This window comes from Nitrosarchaeum sp. AC2 (assembly GCF_013407385.1).
GTDB classification, from domain to species: Archaea; Thermoproteota; Nitrososphaeria; order Nitrososphaerales; family Nitrosopumilaceae; genus Nitrosarchaeum; species Nitrosarchaeum koreense.
Genome location: NZ_CP030847.1, coordinates 1,526,341 through 1,547,728 on the forward strand (window position 1 = coordinate 1,526,341; position 21,388 = coordinate 1,547,728).

The 21,388-nt window shown below is 31.7% G+C and carries 26 protein-coding genes and 1 tRNA gene; 9 read left to right on the forward strand and 18 right to left on the reverse strand.

All coding sequences use genetic code 11. From position 1 onward, the window contains the following. Genes hisI through hisG (DSQ20_RS10930) form a run of 10 tightly spaced genes read right to left on the reverse strand, consistent with a single transcriptional unit; the run spans position 1 to position 7,362 of the window. On the reverse strand, positions 1–330 hold the full coding sequence (hisI, locus tag DSQ20_RS09215; protein ID WP_179365400.1) for a phosphoribosyl-AMP cyclohydrolase: 330 nt from the start codon (positions 328–330) through the stop codon (positions 1–3). 23 nt (positions 331–353) lie between these two features. Next, positions 354–1,157 (reverse strand): imidazole glycerol phosphate synthase subunit HisF, encoded by an 804-nt coding sequence (gene hisF, locus DSQ20_RS09220; protein WP_179365401.1) that lies wholly within the window; start codon positions 1,155–1,157, stop codon positions 354–356. Further along, the gene (hisA, locus tag DSQ20_RS09225; protein ID WP_179365402.1) at positions 1,154–1,861 is read right to left on the reverse strand and encodes a 1-(5-phosphoribosyl)-5-[(5-phosphoribosylamino)methylideneamino]imidazole-4-carboxamide isomerase; all 708 of its coding nucleotides are present in this window, start codon (positions 1,859–1,861) and stop codon (positions 1,154–1,156) included. The genes hisF and hisA overlap by 4 nt, the downstream gene beginning before the upstream one ends. Then, complete coding sequence (gene hisH, locus DSQ20_RS09230; protein WP_179365403.1) at positions 1,858–2,463, reverse strand: imidazole glycerol phosphate synthase subunit HisH; 606 nt, start codon at positions 2,461–2,463, stop codon at positions 1,858–1,860. The genes hisA and hisH overlap by 4 nt, the downstream gene beginning before the upstream one ends. Continuing rightward, complete coding sequence (locus tag DSQ20_RS09235; RefSeq protein ID WP_179365404.1) at positions 2,463–3,050, reverse strand: imidazoleglycerol-phosphate dehydratase; 588 nt, start codon at positions 3,048–3,050, stop codon at positions 2,463–2,465. The genes hisH and DSQ20_RS09235 overlap by 1 nt, the downstream gene beginning before the upstream one ends. Positions 3,051–3,076: 26 nt before the next feature. Next, positions 3,077–4,051: an HAD family hydrolase gene (locus tag DSQ20_RS09240; protein ID WP_179365405.1), complete on the reverse strand. Its 975-nt coding sequence runs from the start codon at positions 4,049–4,051 to the stop codon at positions 3,077–3,079. Continuing rightward, positions 4,048–5,118, reverse strand: a complete 1,071-nt coding sequence (gene hisC / locus DSQ20_RS09245) for a histidinol-phosphate transaminase (protein WP_179365406.1) — start codon at positions 5,116–5,118, stop codon at positions 4,048–4,050. The genes DSQ20_RS09240 and hisC overlap by 4 nt, the downstream gene beginning before the upstream one ends. Continuing rightward, complete coding sequence (gene hisD / locus DSQ20_RS09250) at positions 5,115–6,386, reverse strand: histidinol dehydrogenase (RefSeq protein WP_179365407.1); 1,272 nt, start codon at positions 6,384–6,386, stop codon at positions 5,115–5,117. The genes hisC and hisD overlap by 4 nt, the downstream gene beginning before the upstream one ends. After that, the gene (hisG, locus tag DSQ20_RS10925) at positions 6,386–7,000 is read right to left on the reverse strand and encodes an ATP phosphoribosyltransferase (RefSeq protein WP_255458402.1); all 615 of its coding nucleotides are present in this window, start codon (positions 6,998–7,000) and stop codon (positions 6,386–6,388) included. Before hisG (DSQ20_RS10925) ends, hisD begins: the two co-directional genes overlap by 1 nt. Beyond that, positions 6,982–7,362 (reverse strand): ATP phosphoribosyltransferase, encoded by a 381-nt coding sequence (hisG, locus tag DSQ20_RS10930; RefSeq protein ID WP_255458240.1) that lies wholly within the window; start codon positions 7,360–7,362, stop codon positions 6,982–6,984. Before hisG (DSQ20_RS10930) ends, hisG (DSQ20_RS10925) begins: the two co-directional genes overlap by 19 nt. Positions 7,363–7,421: 59 nt before the next feature. Here hisG (DSQ20_RS10930) and DSQ20_RS09260 point away from each other — a divergent pair, with 59 nt between their 5' ends. Continuing rightward, a complete protein-coding gene (locus DSQ20_RS09260) occupies positions 7,422–8,294 on the forward strand; it encodes a hypothetical protein (RefSeq protein ID WP_179365408.1) in 873 nt (290 codons plus the stop codon). Between the two features lies 1 nt (position 8,295). On the opposite strand, the gene DSQ20_RS09265 is transcribed toward DSQ20_RS09260, so the two are convergent. Both DSQ20_RS09265 and DSQ20_RS09270 read right to left on the reverse strand, forming a co-directional pair. Next, positions 8,296–9,555, reverse strand: coding sequence for a hydroxymethylglutaryl-CoA reductase, degradative (locus DSQ20_RS09265; RefSeq protein WP_179365409.1), 1,260 nt, complete (start codon positions 9,553–9,555; stop codon positions 8,296–8,298). Continuing rightward, the gene (locus tag DSQ20_RS09270) at positions 9,552–10,646 is read right to left on the reverse strand and encodes a PQQ-dependent sugar dehydrogenase (RefSeq protein ID WP_179365410.1); all 1,095 of its coding nucleotides are present in this window, start codon (positions 10,644–10,646) and stop codon (positions 9,552–9,554) included. Before DSQ20_RS09270 ends, DSQ20_RS09265 begins: the two co-directional genes overlap by 4 nt. Before the next feature lie 83 nt (positions 10,647–10,729). On the opposite strand from DSQ20_RS09270, the gene DSQ20_RS09275 reads away from it, so the two are divergent. Next, a tRNA-Met gene (locus DSQ20_RS09275) sits at positions 10,730–10,819 on the forward strand. Position 10,820: 1 nt separating this feature from the next. Here the strand turns inward: DSQ20_RS09275 and DSQ20_RS09280 are convergent. Further along, on the reverse strand, positions 10,821–12,149 hold the full coding sequence (locus tag DSQ20_RS09280; RefSeq protein WP_179365411.1) for a tRNA(Ile)(2)-agmatinylcytidine synthase: 1,329 nt from the start codon (positions 12,147–12,149) through the stop codon (positions 10,821–10,823). Between the two features lie 84 nt (positions 12,150–12,233). On the opposite strand from DSQ20_RS09280, the gene dph2 reads away from it, so the two are divergent. After that, positions 12,234–13,229, forward strand: coding sequence for a diphthamide biosynthesis enzyme Dph2 (gene dph2 / locus DSQ20_RS09285; protein WP_179365412.1), 996 nt, complete (start codon positions 12,234–12,236; stop codon positions 13,227–13,229). Between the two features lie 2 nt (positions 13,230–13,231). On the opposite strand, the gene DSQ20_RS09290 is transcribed toward dph2, so the two are convergent. Together DSQ20_RS09290 and DSQ20_RS09295 are read right to left on the reverse strand one after the other, a co-directional pair. Further along, entirely contained in the window at positions 13,232–13,834 is a 603-nt protein-coding gene (locus tag DSQ20_RS09290; protein WP_179365413.1) for a tetratricopeptide repeat protein, read from the reverse strand. Positions 13,835–13,847: 13 nt separating this feature from the next. Continuing rightward, positions 13,848–14,918 carry a zinc-binding dehydrogenase gene (locus DSQ20_RS09295; protein ID WP_179365414.1) on the reverse strand — a complete coding sequence of 357 codons (1,071 nt, stop codon included), beginning with the start codon at positions 14,916–14,918 and terminating at the stop codon, positions 13,848–13,850. Between the two features lie 228 nt (positions 14,919–15,146). Between DSQ20_RS09295 and DSQ20_RS09300 the strand changes: the two genes are divergently transcribed. Beyond that, positions 15,147–15,698: an exosome complex RNA-binding protein Csl4 gene (locus tag DSQ20_RS09300; RefSeq protein ID WP_007551420.1), complete on the forward strand. Its 552-nt coding sequence runs from the start codon at positions 15,147–15,149 to the stop codon at positions 15,696–15,698. A gap of 3 nt (positions 15,699–15,701) precedes the next feature. After that, positions 15,702–16,517 (forward strand): prephenate dehydratase, encoded by an 816-nt coding sequence (pheA, locus tag DSQ20_RS09305; RefSeq protein ID WP_179365415.1) that lies wholly within the window; start codon positions 15,702–15,704, stop codon positions 16,515–16,517. On the opposite strand, the gene DSQ20_RS09310 is transcribed toward pheA, so the two are convergent. Next, positions 16,514–17,014: a hypothetical protein gene (locus tag DSQ20_RS09310; RefSeq protein ID WP_179365416.1), complete on the reverse strand. Its 501-nt coding sequence runs from the start codon at positions 17,012–17,014 to the stop codon at positions 16,514–16,516. The genes pheA and DSQ20_RS09310 overlap by 4 nt on opposite strands. Positions 17,015–17,124: 110 nt before the next feature. On the opposite strand from DSQ20_RS09310, the gene DSQ20_RS09315 reads away from it, so the two are divergent. Both DSQ20_RS09315 and DSQ20_RS09320 read left to right on the forward strand, forming a co-directional pair. Next, positions 17,125–17,313, forward strand: coding sequence for a hypothetical protein (locus DSQ20_RS09315; protein WP_179365417.1), 189 nt, complete (start codon positions 17,125–17,127; stop codon positions 17,311–17,313). After that, positions 17,310–17,606, forward strand: a complete 297-nt coding sequence (locus tag DSQ20_RS09320; protein WP_370464187.1) for a hypothetical protein — start codon at positions 17,310–17,312, stop codon at positions 17,604–17,606. Before DSQ20_RS09315 ends, DSQ20_RS09320 begins: the two co-directional genes overlap by 4 nt. 64 nt (positions 17,607–17,670) lie before the next feature. Here the strand turns inward: DSQ20_RS09320 and guaB are convergent, their stop codons facing one another. Together guaB and folP are read right to left on the reverse strand one after the other, a co-directional pair. Continuing rightward, the gene (guaB, locus tag DSQ20_RS09325; protein WP_179365418.1) at positions 17,671–19,104 is read right to left on the reverse strand and encodes an IMP dehydrogenase; all 1,434 of its coding nucleotides are present in this window, start codon (positions 19,102–19,104) and stop codon (positions 17,671–17,673) included. Positions 19,105–19,134: 30 nt separating this feature from the next. Beyond that, the gene (folP, locus tag DSQ20_RS09330) at positions 19,135–20,010 is read right to left on the reverse strand and encodes a dihydropteroate synthase (protein WP_179365419.1); all 876 of its coding nucleotides are present in this window, start codon (positions 20,008–20,010) and stop codon (positions 19,135–19,137) included. A gap of 22 nt (positions 20,011–20,032) precedes the next feature. On the opposite strand from folP, the gene DSQ20_RS09335 reads away from it, so the two are divergent. Together DSQ20_RS09335 and DSQ20_RS09340 are read left to right on the forward strand one after the other, a co-directional pair. Beyond that, the gene (locus tag DSQ20_RS09335) at positions 20,033–20,770 is read left to right on the forward strand and encodes a 6-hydroxymethylpterin diphosphokinase MptE-like protein (RefSeq protein WP_179365420.1); all 738 of its coding nucleotides are present in this window, start codon (positions 20,033–20,035) and stop codon (positions 20,768–20,770) included. Positions 20,771–20,806: 36 nt separating this feature from the next. Continuing rightward, positions 20,807–21,388: a hypothetical protein gene (locus DSQ20_RS09340; protein ID WP_179365421.1), complete on the forward strand. Its 582-nt coding sequence runs from the start codon at positions 20,807–20,809 to the stop codon at positions 21,386–21,388.

Consider the following 21,388-nt stretch of genomic DNA (forward strand, 5'->3'; position numbering starts at 1 on the left):
TTATTTTTCTAAACTATTGTGAAAACAAACTTTCTCACCAGTATGACATGCTGGCCCTGATGGCTCTACAAGATAAATAACTGCATCAAAATCACAATCTACAAGAATTTCTTTAATTTTTTGTGTATTTCCAGATTCTTCACCTTTCATCCAGAGTTTATTTCTAGAACGACTCCAAAACCAAGAGTTACCAGTTTTTTTAGTTAGTTCCAATGATTCTTTATTTGAGTAAGCTAATGTCAATACATCTTTTGTATTTGCATCCTGAACAATGACTGGAATTAATCCATCACTTTTTGCAAAATCAATATCTTCAATAGATTTTTTCATCATTTAAAATCACAAAGTATTGTTTATAATCTTACAGGAATTTGTTTGTCTTTGAGATATTTTTTTACGCCATTCACACCATGAGTTTGATAGTGAAATATTGAAGCAGCCAATGCAGCGTCAGCGTTTGATTCCTTGAATACATTGACCATATCATCGGGTTTACCACATCCTCCTGAGGCTATTACTGGAATAGATACGGAGTTTACAATCTCCCTAGTTAGAACGAGATCATAACCGTCTTTGGTTCCATCCTTATCAATACTAGTTAGAAGTATTTCTCCTGCACCCAGCTTTTCTACTTTTTTTGCCCATTCAATAACATCAACACTGGTTGCTTCTTTTCCACCATAAATGAAGACTTCAAACCAGAATTTTTTTCCATTTTCAGAAAAAATATTCTTGTCTTTTTTAAGATCATAGTTTCTTTTAGCATCTATAGCAACTACAACACACTGTCGCCCAAATAGCTGCATTAATTCAGAAATAACATTAGGATTTTTTATTGCGCCTGTGTTGATACCAACTTTATCGGCACCATTAAGTAAAATATTTCTTGCATCTTCTAATGATTTTACTCCACCTCCAACTGTAAATGGAATATCAATTACAGATGCAACTTTTCTTACCAAATCCTTGATTGTTTTTCTTTGTTCGTCAGATGCAGTAATATCTAAAAAAACTAGTTCATCTGCACCCTCGTTACTATATTTTTCAGCCAATTCAACAGGATCTCCAGCATCTTTGATAGATTCGAAATGAAGGCCTTTTACAACCCGTCCATTTTTTACATCAAGACAGGGAATGATTCTTTTTGTTAAAGTCATGCGATTTGTTTTGCCTCCTGAATTGATATTTTATTCTCATAAAGCGCCTTACCTAAAATTACGCCAAATGCATTTTCTTGTTTTACATTTTGAACGTCTTTAATATTTGAAATTCCACCGCTTGCAATTACATGTGTATTATTTAATTGACATGCTTGAGATAAAAATTCTAAATCAGGACCGTCAAGTGTTCCATCTCTATTAACATTTGTTAATAAAAATTCAGAGAATCCCATTGATAGAAATTCTTTCATAGCATCAATTAATTTTATTCCTGTTTGTTTTTGCCATCCATGTATAACTATTTCACCATCAAGATGATCAACGGAAATTACAATTTTTTCAGAACCCAAATTTAATAATAATTTTTGCAGTATTGATTTATCTTTAAATGCCAATGTACCTAAAACAACTCTGCTACAAATTTTTGCGATGTCAATAATAGTAGATTCATCTCGTAATCCACCAGCTACTTGAATCGGAATTGAAATCTGATCAAGAATTTTCTTAATTATTGGTAGATTTGAACCAATTCCTAGAGTTGCATCAAGGTCTACCAAATGAAGCATGTCAGCACCGTTTGCTTCCCATTTTTTTGCTACTTCTACAGGATTGTCACTGTATACGGTTTTCTGGTTAGGATCACCTTTGTAGAGTCGTACTACTTGGCCATTCATTAGATCAATTGCAGGAATAACTTTCATTTTTTACACACATTTAAAAAATTTTGAATCATAATTTTTCCTACATTACCTGATTTTTCTGGATGAAACTGTGTTCCAAAAAAATTATCTTGTTCAATAACTGCAGGCACCTTAATTCCATAATCAGATTCTGCAGTAATAGCATCATAATTAATTGGGTTTACCCTATACGAGTGTACAAAATAAACCCAAGATTCATTTTTAACTCCTTCAAGGATTTTTCCAGATTTTTTAATTTCCAAATTATTCCATCCCATATGTGGAACTTTCATAGATTGTGGAAGTACTATCACATCTCCTTCAATTACACCTAATCCCTTTTCATTTCCTTCTTCACTTTTTTCAAAAAACATTTCCATACCAAGACAAATTCCTAAAACAGGTGTGTTGTCTTTGACATACTCATGAAAGTTAATTTTTGATTTAGATATGCTCTTGATTGCAGGATCAAAATTTCCTACTCCTGGAAGTAAAAGCCCAGAGTAAATGTTAGGCTTGTCAAAATTTGTAATAACATCTACAGTAGCTCCTGCTTTTTCAAGTGAGTTTTTTAGACTAAAAATATTTCCAGCTCCATAATCAAATATTGCTAAATTGACCATTACATAGAACCTTTAGTACTTGGAATTCCTTTTTGTTTTTTATCATATGAAGATGCTTCTCTAAATGCAACTGCCAATGATTTGATTGCAGCTTCAACTTTGTGATGATCATTATCCCCATACTTTACAGTGAGGTGAACACAGATGTTTAGATTTTGTAAAAGAGATTGGAAAAAGTGTTCTAAATCTTCTTTTGAAATACCTTCAATTGTGTTTCGTTTAATTGATAAAACTAGTTTCCAAAATGGTCTTTTAACTAGATCAATTGAAGCCTCAGCTAGAGACTCATCCATCGGTACTGATGCATAGCTAAATCTAGTAATTCCACTCCTTGTACCCAAAGCTTTGTCAATTGCTAAACCTATTGTAATTGCAGTATCTTCAATTAAGTGATGCTCGATTTTATCATTTGATTTTGCATTAACCTTCAGATCCATCATTCCATGTTTTCCAAAAGCCGTAATCAAATGATCAAGAAAACTAATCCCAGTTTGAATACTAGTTTTTCCAGTTCCATCCAAATTCACAGATGCCGATACTGTAGTTTCCCTAGTACTACGATTTATGGAACTTTTTCGTGGTTTCATATTTTTCACAGGAGATGTACTTTGTATTATTCTAAATTTAATACCTTCGGAAGTAAATGAATAGACTCTATTACCAACATTGCACCATTATTCTCAAATAATTTCAATTTTTCTTGTGGATTTTTACTAGTACCGATAATTCCACAAAAAATAACTTTACAACCTTGCTCTGTTGCCTTTTTAGCCATAATAAAATCCTCCATAGAATCTCCAACATAAATACAACATTTAGAATTCATTCCTTTAATTGAACGAATTAAAGATGCAGGGTTAGGTTTTGCAAGTTCTCTTGGCTCATCTTCTAAAAATACAGAATTTTTTTGATCAAATTCATCCAAAAGTATCTTAAGTGAATGCTTTACTGATTCTTTTCCCCTTCCAGTAACAATTGAAGGTTTTTTTGTAAATTTGTTTTTTAATTGTTTAATTAATAATTGATCAAGTATAACAACATCGTTTTCTATCAATCCAGATTCAGAAAATTGAGAGTGTTGTTTGAAAAGCTTCAAATACAATTCAGGACCATAAAAAATTTGATCAAATATTTTGTATAATGGATTATTTTGATGAGTTCCAGGATATGCTAATTTATTTTTAATATCACTAATGTCTACAAGTTTTTCAACATATTTTTCAACGGACAATATTCCTGAGGAATCAGCATTAGATATTACGTCAAAAATAAATTCATGTTGATCTTTTTTTAATTTTGTAGCAGCTATTAGAGAAAGAATTGATGCATATGTCAAATCAACTTCATCGTTAAATCCACCACTTGATTTGAATCCATCAATAATTTTAGAATCAATTTTAATACTATTTCTAATTTGAGAAAAATTTTCTAAAACATATTGTACAGTTTTATCTATTGCAAGATCATATGATTTTGTAATATCAATTAAAACTCCATCACAATCAAATATTATTCCATCTGTTGAAATGAGATCATCTAAGATAGAATCATCAATGTGTATTCCTAGTTGTTTTTCTGATAATATCATCCTAACAGATCTCGAATTGCAAGTAAAAATTTAGAATTCATTTCCTTTGTTCCAACTGTAACTCTAAGACACCCATCATGTTTTCCAATTTTTCCTAATGTTCTAATCGATATACCTTGCTCTGCAAGTGCATTGTAAACTCTTTTGTGAGATCCATGAGCGTCAAATAAGACAAAATTAGCCTTAGAATCAAAGACCTCAAATGCTTCATATTTTTTGAGGTTTTCAATTATTCTTTTTCTCTCATCTTTGATTATTTGTACAGATTCTTTCATTTGACTTGATTGATCTAATGCTATAATTGCAGATTCTATTGTTAGTGTACTTACGGGATATGGGTATTGTAGAACACGATTAAAAACATCAGTGAATTTTTTGTTTGCAATAAAATATCCTAATCTTAATCCAGCTAAACCAAATGATTTTGATAGTGTTTGAACTACAATCAAATTATCTTGAGTTTTTACCATGCTAGATAATGAGAAATCACCAAATTCCCCATAAGCTTCATCGATTATTATTAGTCCATCAAATGATTTAACTAATTTTTGTAGATCATTTTTTTGAAATTGAAATCCTGTTGGATTGTTTGGAGAATCGAGATATAGTATATCAGCACTTTTGGATAATTTAAGAAAATCATTAATGTCTAGCGTCATAGTACTGGAAAAAGGGATTGCGGTAACTGGAATAGAATATAATTTGCATCGTTCTTCAAAAAATCCAAATGTCGGATTAGATGTAATAACTTTGGTTTGTTTTGATGCAAAATTTGAAAGAATCAAATCAAGTATTTGATCAGAACCATTTCCAACACCGATCATAGATGAATGTACTTTAAGAAATTTTGATAGTTGATTAATTAGACGTTCTACTCCTCCCAATGGATATTCACGTATATCAGAATTTTTTTTAGCATTAGTAATTATATCCTGTTGAAATTGTTTTGATATAACATAATTTTCATTAGAATCAAGTTTAAGAGCATCAGGATGCATCTCAGGTTTTTGATATCCACCAAGAGAGCTTAATTCTTTAATCTTTGTTCCAATCCAATCTTGCTTCATTGTATTCTACCTCGAACAGCTTCATAGTGATTTGGAAGTCCTTCTGCTTCGGTAAATAGTTCCATATGTTTTGAAATTTTGGATAAAACTGGCTTTGATGTAGACACCTCAGTGTTAGTCTTGATAAAATCTAAAACAGATAATGAACCTCTTGTTTTACCAAATTTGTTTGTAGGTAAGATATGATTTGAGCCTAAAAGATAGTCACTTGCAGATGATGGAGTATCATGTCCTAGCAATATCAGTCCAGAAGAAGTGATTTTTGATGCAAAAGAATTAGGATTCTTTGTCATAATTTGCAAGTGTTCAGGTGACAATTCATTTGCTAGTTTTATCATCTCGGAATTATTTTTACATATTGCAATAAAGCCATTTTCTTTAAGACTGGTTTTGACATAATCACTTCGCTTAATTTTATTAATCAATTCTGTAATAATTTTATTTACAGATTTTGCTAGTTTTTCTGAATTTGTTATCAAAAAGCAAAATGTATCATTACTATGTTCTGATTGAGAAATGAGATCTAGCGCAACATATTTTGGATTTGCAGTTACATCTGCAATAATTCCTAATTCAGTAGGACCTGCAAGCATATCAATGGATGTCTTATCACTAATCATAGATTTTGCAAGTGTTACAAGTGCCCCACCAGGTCCAACTATTTTATCTACTTTAATGATTGATTTTGTGCCATATGATAAAGCGGCAATTGCCTGAGCACCTCCAATGCGATAAATTTCAGTTGCACCACAAATTTTTGCAGTTACAACAGTAAGAGGATCAACATTCCCATCAGAATTTGGAGGAGATACAACTACTATTCTTTTTACACCAGCAATTTTTGCGGGAATAACAGACATGATAACGGAACTAGGATATCTGGCTAAACCTCCAGGAATATAACATCCAACACTTTGAATTGGAATAAATTTTTTTGATATTTTAATTCCATTGGCATAGATAGTTTTGTTTTTTAGAATTGATTTTATAATGGATTCAGTTTTTTCTAATCTCACTTTAGCTTGTTGTATTGCAATTATTTCTTTTTTAGATACTTTGGAAAAAGCGTTGTTAATTTCATTTTGGGATAAACGTAATGAAGTGATTTTAGCTCCACTGAATTGTTTTTCATACTTTCTTATTGCTGAATCTCCATTTTTTTGTACATTTTTTAATATAGATTCAACTATGGATCTATTTTTTTGAGGCTGTTTTGGCAATATTTGAGCTGAAAATTTTTCAACATTAGTTACTCGAATTATTTTCATCAATTTTCTTCATCACGCTTAATCTCCTCTAGCTCTAGAATTTGTCTCGGTTCATGAACAACGAGTCCCTGGGCAATTTTTCGTAGTTTTGGAATTAATTTGTGAAAATCTTCTTTAAGAATCACTGTGTTAATTCCATACCATCCTTCTTCACTAAGTGGACTTATTGTTGGTTTTTTAAGAGAAGGTATTTGTTGTAAGAGTTTTTTGAGATTCTGTTCTTCCACGTTAAGATAAATGTGTAGATATTTTCTTCCATGTACTGCACCACGCATAAGAGTTACAATGTCAAATATTTTCTCACGTTTTTGTGGATCTCTTAGAGATTTTTTGTTAACAATCAAGTGTGCAGACGATGTTAGAACTTCATCAACAATTTTTAATTTATTTTGTTTTAGTGTAGTTCCAGTTTCAGTAACATCCATGATCGCATCAACGTCTTCAGGGGGTTTTGCTTCTGTAGCACCAAACGATAAATGAATTTGTACATTTTTGTTTGTACCAAGTCGAAGCCAAGGAGTCACAATTAGTGGATCTTTTGAGCTATAATATTTTTTATAGGATTTACATTGTTTTAGAAATTTGGACGCAGTCGTTAGATATTCAGAGGATATACGAAGTGTTTTTTTCTTTTTGCATAATCAGCAATCATTTCATCAAGATTTTTGTACTTGTATTTATCAGGAAATGCAACAACCAGTCGTATTTTTCCATATTCTAAATCCAAAATTGCTTCAACATCAGCACTAGTTTCACCCACCCAATCCTTTCCGGTGATGCCAACATCATACAGTCCTTCAGAGACAAGTGTAGGTATTTCTTGTGGTCTTAGCATCTTTACTATAATATTTGGATCATCAAGATATACTCGATAAGTCCTATCTTTTCTATTTACTTTGGTCCAAGACCTTTCAAGAAGTTTGAATGTTGCTTCTTCAAGGCTGCCTTTTGGTATAGCAAAACGAATTGGAGACATTTCTTATATGTCTCTAAACTTAGTATATAATAACTTCATTTATTTTTAAAATTATATCTATGAAATTTGTAAAACCAGTCATTTTAGGTTCGATAGCATTATCAGTTATTGTATTAGTATTTTATTTTGGATTTAACATTCAAGACATACCAAAGCAGGACATACCGATACAAAATAACTCCGATCCGATAAATTCAGAATTAATAAAATGGAGTGATGGAATCTTGTTTGATGTTTTTGTATATCCAAAAGATATTGTAAACATAGATGGAAGACAAATACCATTGAAAGGTACTTTCAAATTAAAACCAAATTTATCAGAAACTTATTCTGAAATTGGAGTTTATGATGAAAAAAATAAACCTCTAGTCATCATACCAGTATATACTGCAAGTGCATATTCAAAAAATGGTTTTTATGATTTTTACAGTGGTTATTGTAATACTTGTCTAACAACAAAAATTGTATCAATTGATGAGTTGAGAGAACAATCAAGTGCAAATGCTGTTAAAATTTTAGAATTATTGGGATATGATTCAATTACAGATATTGAATTGGATAAAAATCCAGACATATTAAAAAAATATGATAAGATCATATTGTTACATAATGAATATGTGACAAGAAAGATGTTTGATTCTATAACATCGCATTCAAATGTGATTTATCTATATCCTAATGCGTTATATGCTGAGATATCAACAAATTTTGAAGATAATACAATTTCGTTAATTAGAGGTCATAATTATCCAGATGAAGATATCAAGAACGGTTTTGATTGGGAATTTGAAAATACAGATCCATATGAATACGACAAAGAATGTAAAAATTGGAAATTCTACAATATTACAAATGGTAAGATGCTAAATTGTTATCCAGAGCAGATTATTTGGAAAGATGAGAAATTTTTAAAAGTTTTAAAAGAATTATAATCTAATTCAGACTTTGTAGTATTTCTTTGGCTTTATCAAGTGAAATTTTCTTTTCTTCAATCATTTTCTGAACAATTTTATCAATTTGTTCTGGTTTTGCACCCGCAGCAGCAGCAAGATTTCTTGCATGCAATCTCATGTGACCTTTTTGGATTCCTTCTGTTGATAGTGCTCTAATTGCACTATAATTTTGGGCAAGTCCAGTTGCAATCATTATGCATGCAAGCTCCTGTGCTGATTTAACTTTAAGAATTTTCATGCAAATTTTTGCAATAGGATGAACATTTGCAATCCCACCAACAATTCCAACAGATAAAGGAAGTTCTAATGAACCGACAAGATTTCCGTCACTATCTTTAGTCCAATTACTGAGAGAGCGGTATGAGCCTGATCTTGAAGCGTATGCATTAGCAGCTGCCTCAATGGCTCTATTGTCTTGGCCAGTTGCATTTGCGACAGCTATAACACCATTCATTATTCCTTTATTATGAGTTACAGCTCGATAAACATCGTTGTTGGCAAACTGATATGCTAAAACAATATCATTAACTACATCTTCTCCACCAATTTCATTTTTATCAAAAACTGCTGTAGCCTTTGCAATTCTATGAGTAGAATAATTTGATAAAATACGAAGTAGTGTTCTACCTCCAGTTATTTTTTCTAATAATGGTGAAACAGCTTCACACATTGTATTTGTAACATTTGCACCCATTGCATCACCTACATCAATTAACAGCTCAACAATCAACATTTTTCCAAAATCAGTATCAATTATTTTATAAGATACTTCTTTTGCACCTTTATTCATCTTAGATAATGTGTTACTCGTTGAATTTGCAAGAGATATAATCTCTTTAGAAGTTTCTTGTATTTTTTTAATTGCTAAGTCAATATCGACATCTAATACTTGAATTTGGCCTATACTGTAAGACTCGTCAGCTGTTGCCTTGAATCCACCCTTTATTCTTGCAATTTTTGCACCCTTTGAAGCTGCAGCAATCACGGATGGCTCCTCTATAACCATTGGAACAAGATAATCTTTATCATTAATTTTAAAACTAGTTGCTATTCCCAATGGTAAGGAAAAAGTACCAATAGCATTTTCAATCATTTTATCAGCTTTTTCAAAAGTGATACCACCATCATTGTTTTGTAAAATTTCCAACTCTTCAGCAGTCAAATCTGCAAAATTACCAACAATATCTAATCTTTCTTTTCGTGTCTTTTCAAAAAATTTTGAAATTGATGAATCGCTCATTTTTTTATCCTCAGTAATTTATCATCCATGCTATCTGGAAAACCTTTACCATCAGTATTTGAAGTAATTACATAAAGACTACCATCAGGGCTTTGCACGACATCACGTATACGTCCAACCCCGCTTAGTATGGTTTTTTGAGATGAAAGACCTTCAGAAAAATCTAGTTGGTATAGATTGGTTGCACGTAAGGAAGCCATGACAAAATCAGCCTCTAAAGATATCTTATCGCCAGAATAATACAAAATACCGCCAGGTTCAATGCTAGGATCATAACACATTATTGCATTTTCATATTTACCATTGCCTGAACACTGTTGCTCAGGCCAACCATAATTTTTTCCAGGTTTAATGAGATTAATTTCATCGTTTTTTTCAGGTCCAAGTTCTGACAAATACATTTGACCCATATCATCCCAGGTTATTCCCTGTGGATTCCTATGACCTAAAGAATAGACAGGAGAATTTGAAAATGGATTGTCATCTGGGATTGTACCATCATCATTTAATCGTAAAATTTTTCCCGATAAGGAATCAAGATTTTGTGGTAGATGTGAAGATTCAGATACGGTTCCAGTACCTACATACAATTTTTTATCAGGACCAAATTTTAAAAAACCACCATTTGTAAATACAGAGCCAGGTATTTTATCAAAGATAGTTTTTGCGTCAACTAATTTGTTTTCGGATTCAGTAATTTGGAGTATTTTATTCCACAGTTCTCCATTTTCTTCATATGTTAAAAAAACATAGATTAGATGATTGTTTGAAAAATCAGGATGTAGTGCAATTCCTAGTAATCCACCATCAAATACTTTTGCCGGACGCAATGCAGCAAGTGGCTCATCAAGCAGAGTATTATTTTGAATAACTCTAATTAGTCCATCTTTTTCTGTCACAAAAATTCTATCATCAGATATTGCAATGGAACGTGGTTCATCAAGATTTTCTGCTAAAATATCTACAGAATTATTTTCAGGAATTGGCGAAAGTGGTTCTGGAATTGGTAAAGAATTAGAAGAGAATGTCAAATAAAATATTGAAAACGATAATGCTGCTATAATTCCTGCAATTCTTAGTTTTTTGTCCATAAAAAATCATTCAATTGAAATCCTATTAATTACTTTCAAGAATTTGATAAAGCGTATATACGGCTCGTGCTCATTCACGTATCAGCGGGGTGGGGAAGCCAGACTCTTTAGGGCTAGGTCATCCCGGCGGGCTCATAACCCGCAGTTCAGTAGTTCAAATCTACTCCCCGCTACTTAGTTATCATATACACAAAACCATGAAGATGATTTATCAAATATTGATTCCTTGTTAATTCTACCAAATCTTTGTAACGGTCTACTAAGATGTCTATGTGCAGAAACTATTGGAATATACAGTTGCTTTTTGATTTTTCTAGGAATTTCTATAGTGATTTTATTTTCAGATTTGTTACCACATTTTATACATTGAAAACTTTGATTTTTGCCTTTTGATTTCATCTTTTTATTACATTTTTTACAAATTGGATTAGATGTTATCATATTTTTTTCAAGTTCAATGATATCAATAAACTCAAGATTTAGAATCCTTGGATGATTTTTTGATGCCTTTCTAATACCACCGCCAACGCAAACTTTGTCTCCTTTGATCAAACTTGATGCTACAGATGTTATTCCAGTAGGTTTGTACACAGCACAACGTAATTCATATCCATTTGAATTAATAGAGAAAAAAACATGACCACCTTTTACTATCTTTGGTTCATCAGATATAATACCAGTAATTTTTCCAGAAGCATATGGTTTAATATTTTTTGGATTTAATTCATTTTTTAAATGGTCTCCCGTTCCTTGATTTGATTTGAATATCATATGACCGGATAATTTTTCACTTGTTTTCAAAATTTTGGTTGCATGTAATAGTGAATCTATATTTTCGCCACGTACACCATAAAAAACAGGATCAGGGCCATGAGGAGTAATTAAAACTCGCTCTTTTCTATTATCAAAGCTGTTAAATGTAAACGGTAATGTTTTTTCCTGCATTGTCTTTACACTTTTTGCAGAAAGATTTCGTTCTTTTCCAAATTTAGAATTTTTTCTATAGCTTAATAGCTCCAATGTGTGATCTTTAAAATCATAACCAATTGCTCCAATAGCACCTACAAGACCTTGACCATTTCCTTGATAAAAAAATTCCATATTATTTTTTCTGGCAAATTTTTTTGCATAATTTCTGTTTATCAATTGCCATAAAGCTAATTTACTAAATTTAGAAAACTGATCTGGTATTTCTTTATTCTCATAGAAAACTAACCCAGGATTTGCACCATTTTTTATATCAGAATATTTTTCAACTAGATTTTTAATCTGATTTTTAATTTTAGATGGATTTTTTGTTCTTATTTTCATAGAAACCGCACCGTTTCCTCTTGTTTTCCACGGAATGTTTGGATTAAATCTAATTAATTTTGGAAAATCTAGAAATTCAATATCTTGTTTTTTTAGCAAATCAACAATTTTGTAGGCAAGAAAAGTTGTGCACATTCCTTTTGGAGAATCTGTATCATCAAAACCAATATTGAGTACTTGTGCATCAGCCATAAACAAATAATAGAATTTCAGACATTTTTAGTTGTTGGAAGGTACAATTGGTTTAAATTAATAACGCCATACTTTTAGCTGGAATTGATTGTAATAGATGAAGAGCGTATCTTTAAAGAAATTGAAACAAAGAAGCCTGCATCAGTGTCTCTAAACGGTCCAGATGGAATTCTGCCTCAAGTTCAAGAAACTGCCATAAATATTACTAGACGGTTTGGGATTCCTGCATATGTGTTAGCTGATACAACCTGGGGAACATGTGATCTAAATTCAAATGGTTCCAAGGTATTAGGAGCTGAAATTCAATTTAATATTGGACATACAATAAACACCGAATCAATTGAAAAAAATCTTATTCTAATTAATGCATTTGATGATGTTGAATTTGACAGCGTTGCCAAAAAATGTGTTGATGTTCTTAAGGGAAAGCAAATATCACTGGTAACTGATAGTCAGCATTTACATCAAATGGATAGAGTAAATGAAATTTTAACTAACGGTGGAATCCAAGTGAAAATTGGAAAAGGTAAAGGACAGTTAAATGATGGACAAGTATTTGGATGTGAGTTTTATCCAGCCACAGAACTTAAAGACAAAGTTGATGCATATGTATTCTTAGGACAAAGCAATTTTCATGCAGCTGGAATAGCTCTATCAACTAACAAACCAACTTATGTTTTAGATCCATATTTTAACGAAGTACGAGAAGTAACCGAATTTGCTCAAAAATTAAAAAAGAAAGCCACACTTGCAATATACAAAGCAGCTGATGCTCAGTCCTTTGGAATAATCATAGGTCTCAAAGAAGGACAGTTATCCAAAGTATTTGCTTTAAAATTTAAAAAAGAATTAGAAAAAGAAGGAAAAACTGTTCAATTATTTGCATTAACTGACATCACAAATGAGAGATTAAAAAATCTAAAAGGAATTGATGCATTTATTCAAGTAGCATGTCCTAGAATTTCTACAGATAATCAATTTGACAAGCCTGTTCTTTCAACACCACAGGCAAACGCACTTTTAAAAATATTAAGACATGAAAGCGTTGATGAGTATCTAGAGATTCCTCATTGGCTTTAAAATTAAGATACTAGTTTTTGAAATTTTTGATTCCCAATTAATTTTTCAAAGGATTTAGTTTTTTTTGCTTTGATTTTATATTGAATTCCTTGTGAAATTGCTTTTTCAAGTGCATCAAGTGAATCGTCTAACCTAGAAAGCATTGCAAGATTACAAGATTTGTCAAATAAAACATCGCCATTCTTAGGATAATCCTCTAAAATGATATCGCAACATTGATTTGATTCTTCAAAACTATTTAGTGAAAACAAGATTCTTTCTTTATGATATAGAACTATGTTGTATTTGGGATTATTTTTCAAAATAGTATTGCAATAAATTAATGCATCAGTAAATGTGCCTTTTTTTCTCAAGGAAGATATTTTGTTTACTAAAACAGATAGATCATTTGGGTCTAATTTTAATGCAATATCATAACATTGAATGGCACCATCATAATTTTTTAATTTATTTAGTGCGTATCCCTTGTTGTTAAGCGATGCAATATGATTTGAATCCTCACTTAAAATTTTATCATAATAAACAATTGCTTCTTGTAATTTTCCTTTTAAAAATAATCTATTTGCTTCATCAAGAAGTGAATCAATTTTTGGATTACCAGTCATAATTGATTCTAAATTACGGTTTCATTAAGATTTTACCAAAGAGACCTTTGCCAGTTAACATTTTAGTATGTGCTTCTGCTGCTTGTTCAAATGTATAAACAGAGTCAATAATTGACTTTATTTTTCCCTGAGACATCCAATATAGGGCCTGTTCTAATTCAGATCTAGTTCCCTGAGTTGAGCCTAAAATATTAATTCCTTTGAAAAAAATATGTCGTAAATCGGTTTTAGCATCATATCCAGTTGTTGCTCCAGTTGTAACAATTGTTGCACCATACTTTAACAAAGTTAATTCTTTATTCCAATGCGAACCACCAATATGCTCAAAAATTACATCTATTCCGGAAGAATCACCAAATGGTTTGATAATTTTTTTAGCAATATCACGAACTTCTTTATGCCAATCTTCTTTTCTATGATCTACTGCATAATCAGCACCTAGTTCTAATAATTGATTTAATTTGTCAGGGCTAGCAGTTGCAATTACGGTACAACCAAATAATTTAGCTATCTGAATTCCATAATTTCCTACACCCGAACTGCCACCCATAACCAATACCAATTGTCCAGGTTGAATCTTTGCTCTACCAACTAACATATGCCATGATGTGAGCAAAGTCATAGAAGCTGCAGCTGCAGATTCATACGTTACATTATCAGGTATTTTTACAACATTTACTTCTGGTAAATGTGTAACTTCACAATATCCACCCCAAAGTGGACCAGTTTCAAATCCCCAAATTTTTCTCTTTTTGCAATCATATTCTCGTCCACTTGTACATAATTTACAAACTCGACATGACATATTTCCATGAGATACAACTCTATCACCAATTTTGATATTTTTTACATCTTCACCTATTGCAATTACTTCTCCTGCAGCATCAGTACCAGAGATGTGAGGTAATGGTACAGCTAAAGGTTTTCCTCTCATCCCCCAAATATCATCATAATTCAAAGAGGCGCATTTTACTTTGAAAACAACTTCATTTTGTTTTGGGATTGGTTCAGGAATATCTTTGATTTTTAAAATTTTTGAAAAATCATCATCGGAAGTATAATTATCATATACTAGGGCTTTCATGATTATTTCAAACTTTTTCCAGTTATATGATTTGTCAAAGTAGGTTCTGTCAGATTATCATAATAAAAGAAAAGAACGGGTATTATGTACTGGCTTACAACACAGGATGTATATGATTTCTTGTTTGTTATAGATGATGTCAGTTGTTTTAAGATCTTGTAATCTGACAGAACCCTAAATTAGGCTCAAACCACAAACAATTATAATCATAACTCTAAAAAATACAACATGTCTGAAATTGCTGCACTTCCAGGAGACAAAATAGCATCTATTGAAGAATATGAAACAGGCTACAATACTTTTGATGACGGAGATATGGTCCGTGCATCAACTGTAGGTAAGACAGAACTGGACAAAGAAGCTAGAGTTGCAAACATAAAACATCCAAAGATGATATCAATTCCTAAAGTAGGAGACATCATTATTGGAACTGTAGCAGCAGTAATGTCTTCTATGATAGCAGTATCAATTGATTACATTAATGGTAAACCAACCACTTCTAAAGTTGAATGTATTTGCTCAACAAGAAATCTTAGAAAAAAGAATGTTGCTTTGGTAAACGATATTGTTACACTAAAAATTTTGAATCATCTAAATGGTACAATTCATGCAACAATTGAGGAACCACATTTGGGCGTATTATTTACAAAATGTAGAAAATGTGGTAAAAAAGTAGTCCAGATGCGCGATGCCATAAAGTGTACAGAATGTTCTTGGATTGATGAAAGAAAACTTTCAACAAATTACGGTAATAGTGATTTCGTAAAGCTGAGAGAGTAAGAAATGACTAGTGTTTCGTTCCAAGGCGAACGAGGGGCATACAGTGAAGCAGCAGCTAAGGCATTTTTCAATACTGAAATTAACGTATCTCCTCTTCCGACCTTTGCAAAAGTTTTAGAAAATACAATACAAGACAAAACAGAGTATTCTATTTTACCAGTAGAAAACTCATTGGAAGGAAGTATTGGAGAAAGTTATGATTTACTGTATTCAACATCACTTAATGCCATTGGTGAAATTTATCATAGAATTGAACATTGCTTGATAGGAAGTGGTTTGTTAGAGGAGATAGATACAGTTTACTCTCATCCACAAGCATTGGGACAGTGTAGGAATTTTATCGAAAAACACAACATGAAGACAGTACCTTCGTATGATACTGCAGGAAGTGTAAAGATAATCAAAGAATTGAATAAAAAAAACATAGCATGTATTGCAAGCAAAGATGCATCTAAAATTTACAATATGCCTGTAATATCAGAAAACATTGCCAATAATCTGAATAATTATACAAGATTTCTGATATTATCAAAAAACAATAAGGAAGAAACTGGAAAAGACAAGACATCAATAATTTTTTCAATAAAACATGAACCTGGATCATTGCACAGAATTATAGAAAAATTTTACAACTATAATGTTAATTTAACAAAAATTGAATCACGACCTACCAAGACAAATACATGGGAATATAATTTCTACGTGGATTTTGAAGGTCATGCAAAAAATCCAAAGATTGCAGAGATGTTAGTAAAAATCAAAGATGAAACATTATTTATGAAGATACTTGGATCTTATCCTTCTGCAAAGTTAAACTAGAATCCTTTTGGCTTTCTTAAAGTAAAGCCCATGCTAAAGCCAATAATGATAATTCCAGATATTATTACCATAAGATCATAAGTAAACCATATTGGATCAGAACTCCTAATCAAAACACCAGTAATGGTTAATTCAGAATTACCAGTGTTTTGAATCTTAATTTTTGTTTCACCATCTGCTAAATGAACCCAATCTAAAATCAATGGTACGTCAATTCGATTTTTGAATGATTCCATTATTTTTTCTGAATCTTTAGGAGGAATTTGTAATCCGAGACTTGGACTTTCAAGTTTAAGATCAAAAGCGTCACCTGAAATTTCCATATGTTGCGGAGTATGATTTGGAGCAGGAATTGTATAAAATGTTGAATCACCTACTGCTACAACATAATTTTCATTAATTGTAATTGTTCCAATATGTTGAATTAAAGAAAATCCTCCAATTCCAATAATAGCACTTCCTACAATAATTCCAATGATAGTTCTTTTGGATAACACAAATGAATGATTTGGAATGCAGTTTAAAAAATTACCGGAAAGGAGAATCAATTTTTAGCATGCCACAAAATGAAAGTCATAGACAAATATCTTTCAGATATAACTAAATCATGCAAACTGCAATCCAGTACAAAACCGTTGTAGAGCCATACATGTCATCAATTCTAGTTAGAAGAGAGCCCAAACACGCTCTTCTAACTAGTGAAGTAAAAATTAATCCAGACTTAATGGGGTTATCATGTCTAGTTATGGATGAAGAATATGATTATGCTTATCAAAATAAGAGGAGGTGTACTTGAAAAGAATGAAAACAATATTAGGAATATCCTTAATGGCTATCTTGGTAACTGCTCTAATTGCTCCAGCATTACAAGAGACACATGCTTATCCAGTAAAAGCTGATAATTCTGAAAAATTAAAACCAAAATCATTTGGTGTAAAAATAAAAGATAAGATACCAACAATGGATTCACAAAACATTAAACATAATATCTTTGATGGAATAAAAGAAGAAGAAGTTAAAGCATATAAGAAAATTTACGCAGAGGCATATGCAAAACAAGCTTTGAAAAAACTCTACAAATTAGGATAATATCTTTTGTAGATCTTATTTTTTCATATTTATTTTTTTAGTATTAGATTTTAAAAAAAAATAACTACATCAAAGATACGTCGTGTGGTTGGCTTTCAGCAAACCCTGCCCTAGACATTTTGATAAATTCTGCATTTGCTTGCATTTGTGGAATTGTGTGTGCACCACAGTAGCTCAGACCAGAACGAACGCCACCAGTTAATTGTTTTAAAATATCTGTCACTGTTCCTTTGTATGGAACCATTGCTTCAACTCCTTCTGCAACATAATCATTAAGATCTTCATCAAGTGAAATTGAACCTGTTTCTTTTGATTTTCTTCCTAGAGAAGCTCCAAGGGAGGCCATTCCACGATATATCTTGAATCGTTTGCCATTTTTAGTCAATACAGTACCAGGGGATTCATCAGTACCTCCTAGCATACTTCCCACCATTACAGAAGATGCACCTGCTGCCAATGCTTTTGTGGCATCACCTGATGTTCTAGTTCCACCATCAGAAATAATTGGAATGTCATAATCTTTTCCAATCTTTGCACAATCCATTACTGCAGTTAATTGTGGTACTCCAGAACCCGTAATTACTCTAGTAATACAAATTGAGCCAGACCCTACGCCAACCTTTACTGCATCTACTCCAGCCTTGATTAGATCCTCAGCACCTTGTGCAGTTGCAATATTTCCAGCAATTAATTCACACTTAGGAAATGCCTTTTTGATGTTACGAATTGTACTTATTGCGTTTTCACTATGACCATGTGCAATATCAACAACTAGTACATCTGCACCTGCATCTAGTAGAGATTCTGATCTTTCCATAAAATCTCCTTTTACACCTACTGCAGCGCCAACAAGAGGCCTTCCTTTCTTATCTTTTGATGCAGAAGGATAATCTTCAATATTTGTAATGTCTTTGCTTGTAATTAGACCTTTAATAGAGCCATTATCGTCAATTATCGGTAATTTTTCAATTCTATGTTGATGTAAAATTTTCTTTGCTTCATCCAAGCTTACACCTAGTTTGGCAGTTACAACATCTTTTGTCATAACATCTTTGATAAGATGAGTAGTATCAGTTTCAAACAAAAGATCCCTATCAGTAACTATTCCAACCAATTTGGAATTTGAGTCAATAACTAAAAGACCAGAAATTTCTTTTTCTTCAGCATAATTTATTGCATCTTGAATAGTTTTATCAAGATTAATCACATATGGATTTTCAATCATTACGCTTCCTGAACGCTTTACTTTTAGAACTTCATTTGCCTGTTCTTTAATTGTCAAAAACCTATGAATAATTCCTATTCCTCCAGCCCGAGCCATTGCTACTGCCATAGCAGATTCAGTTACCGTATCCATATTTGCACTAACAAATGGAATGTTAATTGAAATATTACGGGATAATTTTGTTTTTAAATCCGTTTGAGACCTGCTAGTGATGTCAGAATATTTGGGTACGAGAAGAACATCATCAAAAGTTAATCCTTCTTTGAATTCCAATGAAACCTTGTAAAGATGGTCTAAGATGGATTATAAGCCTTTGTGTCGCCCAGACAGTTTTGATGCAATAGTAATGGCATCTTTTGTTTCTGCTACATTATGAGTACGAATTATATCGGCACCATTAAGAACAGATACAACTTCGGCTGCAAGAGATCCAAATAATCGATCTGAAACATTTTCCTTACCTAAAAGTTTTCCAATAAATGATTTGTTTGAAACTGAGATCAAGATTGGATACCCCATCTTAATAGATTTTAAATTTTGAATAATAGAAAGATCTCTGTCTATCCAATCAGATTTAATTTTTGTAAAAAAAGATCCACTTCCAGATTTTCTAAAAAATCCAATAGCAGGATCTAAAACAATCTTGCTTGACAGAATACCAGCAGTTTTTGCAAGTGCAATACTGTCTTTTAAGAGATTTTTGGTCGATTTGGGATCTCCAGATACAGTTTTTGAATCAAACGCACATAAAACAAGTGAGGGAGAATAATCTTCGATCACATTAATCATTTGATCATCATATTTTAAGCCAGAAATATCATTAATTATTTCAATTCCATATTCTAAAACAGACTTTGCAACATTGGCCCTACATGTATCAACCGATATTGGCAGATTAGATACATTTTGAATAATCTTAATTGCATTTAGAATTCTGTTTGTTTCTAATTTTTCAGATATTAATGTCGAAAGATATGGTGCAGTGGACATTCCTCCAACATCAATAAAATCTGCACCATCAATTTCCATCTGTTTTATTGTATTTGCAATCTGTTGTTTTGTTACTTTAATTGATTTTTTGTAAAATGACTCAGGACTAGTGTTTAAAATTGCCATTATTCGAATCTGGTTCTTTCCTCCTACGCCTATATTTCCAAGCTTAGTCACATGATTTATCATAAACCATGTCAATTTGAGTCATATGGTGATTGCCGGGTGGGATGAAAAATATGCAACGATTCGAAAAGAATTCAAATATAGCGAAGAACAAGATAGAGAATCAGCAATAATTTTAGATTCAATTTTAAGGAAAAATATTTCTAATAAAAAAATTAGAGATGAAATATCTGGAAAAACAGTGTTTGTAATAGGTGCGGGACCTTCATTGTCATTAGCCATACCAAAATTGAAAAAATTTAAAAAAGTTGTAAAAATTGTAGCCGATAGTGCAGTAAAACCATTGATAGAGAATGGGATAAAACCAAACATTGTTGTAACAGACTTGGATGGAGATGAGTATTCTTTGAAAAAAGTTGGCAAAACAGATTCAATTTTTGTGGTTCATGCACATGGCAATAATATTAGTAAATTACAACTTGCTGAAAATTTTAAAAATTGTATTGGAACAACTCAAACAAACCCATTTAAAAAAATACAAAATTTTGGCGGCTTTACAGATGGGGACAGATGTGTTTTTCTTGCAGATCATTTTGAGGCAAAGAAAATTATTTTATTTGGAATGGATTTTGGAAAAAAAATTGGAAAATATTCCCAAACAAAAGCATCAGAAAGACAAATCAAATTAAAGAAACTAAGAAGAGCTAAATTGCTTTTGGAATGGCTATCAGAAAATTCAAGATCGCAATTATTTACAACATCAAGCCAAATTAATGGATTTGAAAAAATATCATATAATGAACTTGATATTATAATTACCTAGAATGCATTTAATACCCATATACATATCAAAGAAATTATGAAGTTTTCAGACGAGCAAATACAAGATATTATTGCCATGAGGGACAACATTGTCAAACAAATGGATAAGCATCAAAATGCTATTGAGACATTACAGAAAAATTTGGCAATTTTAGATTCAATATTAAAAGAATCTAGTTTTACAAAAGCTTCTGCCATTAAACAAGCAAAGACATCAGAATCATCAAAAAATATCCCTATTGAGCCTACTGAAAAATTAGAAAAAAGCACAATTCCAATAACTAGTGGAAGTGATGGCAAGATTATTGCAAATGCTTACATCACACCTGATCAAGTTTCAATAATTTTAGCAGAAAATATGGAGATAAATGCAGATACTCCACCCTTCAAATCATTCTTTATTGATAGAATCATTGGAGAGATGAAACGAAAAGATTCTGCGGAAGCTGAAAATGGTAAAATTCAGAAAGAATCAGTTATTGATTATATTATTAACAAAAATGGTTCAGATATACGAGAAATAATCATTAAAAATTACAGACAAAAAGAAAGAGTAAATGAAATAATCAACACCGCGGGATGGTCACTTACACGAATGCTTGAAAAAATCAAAAAGTGA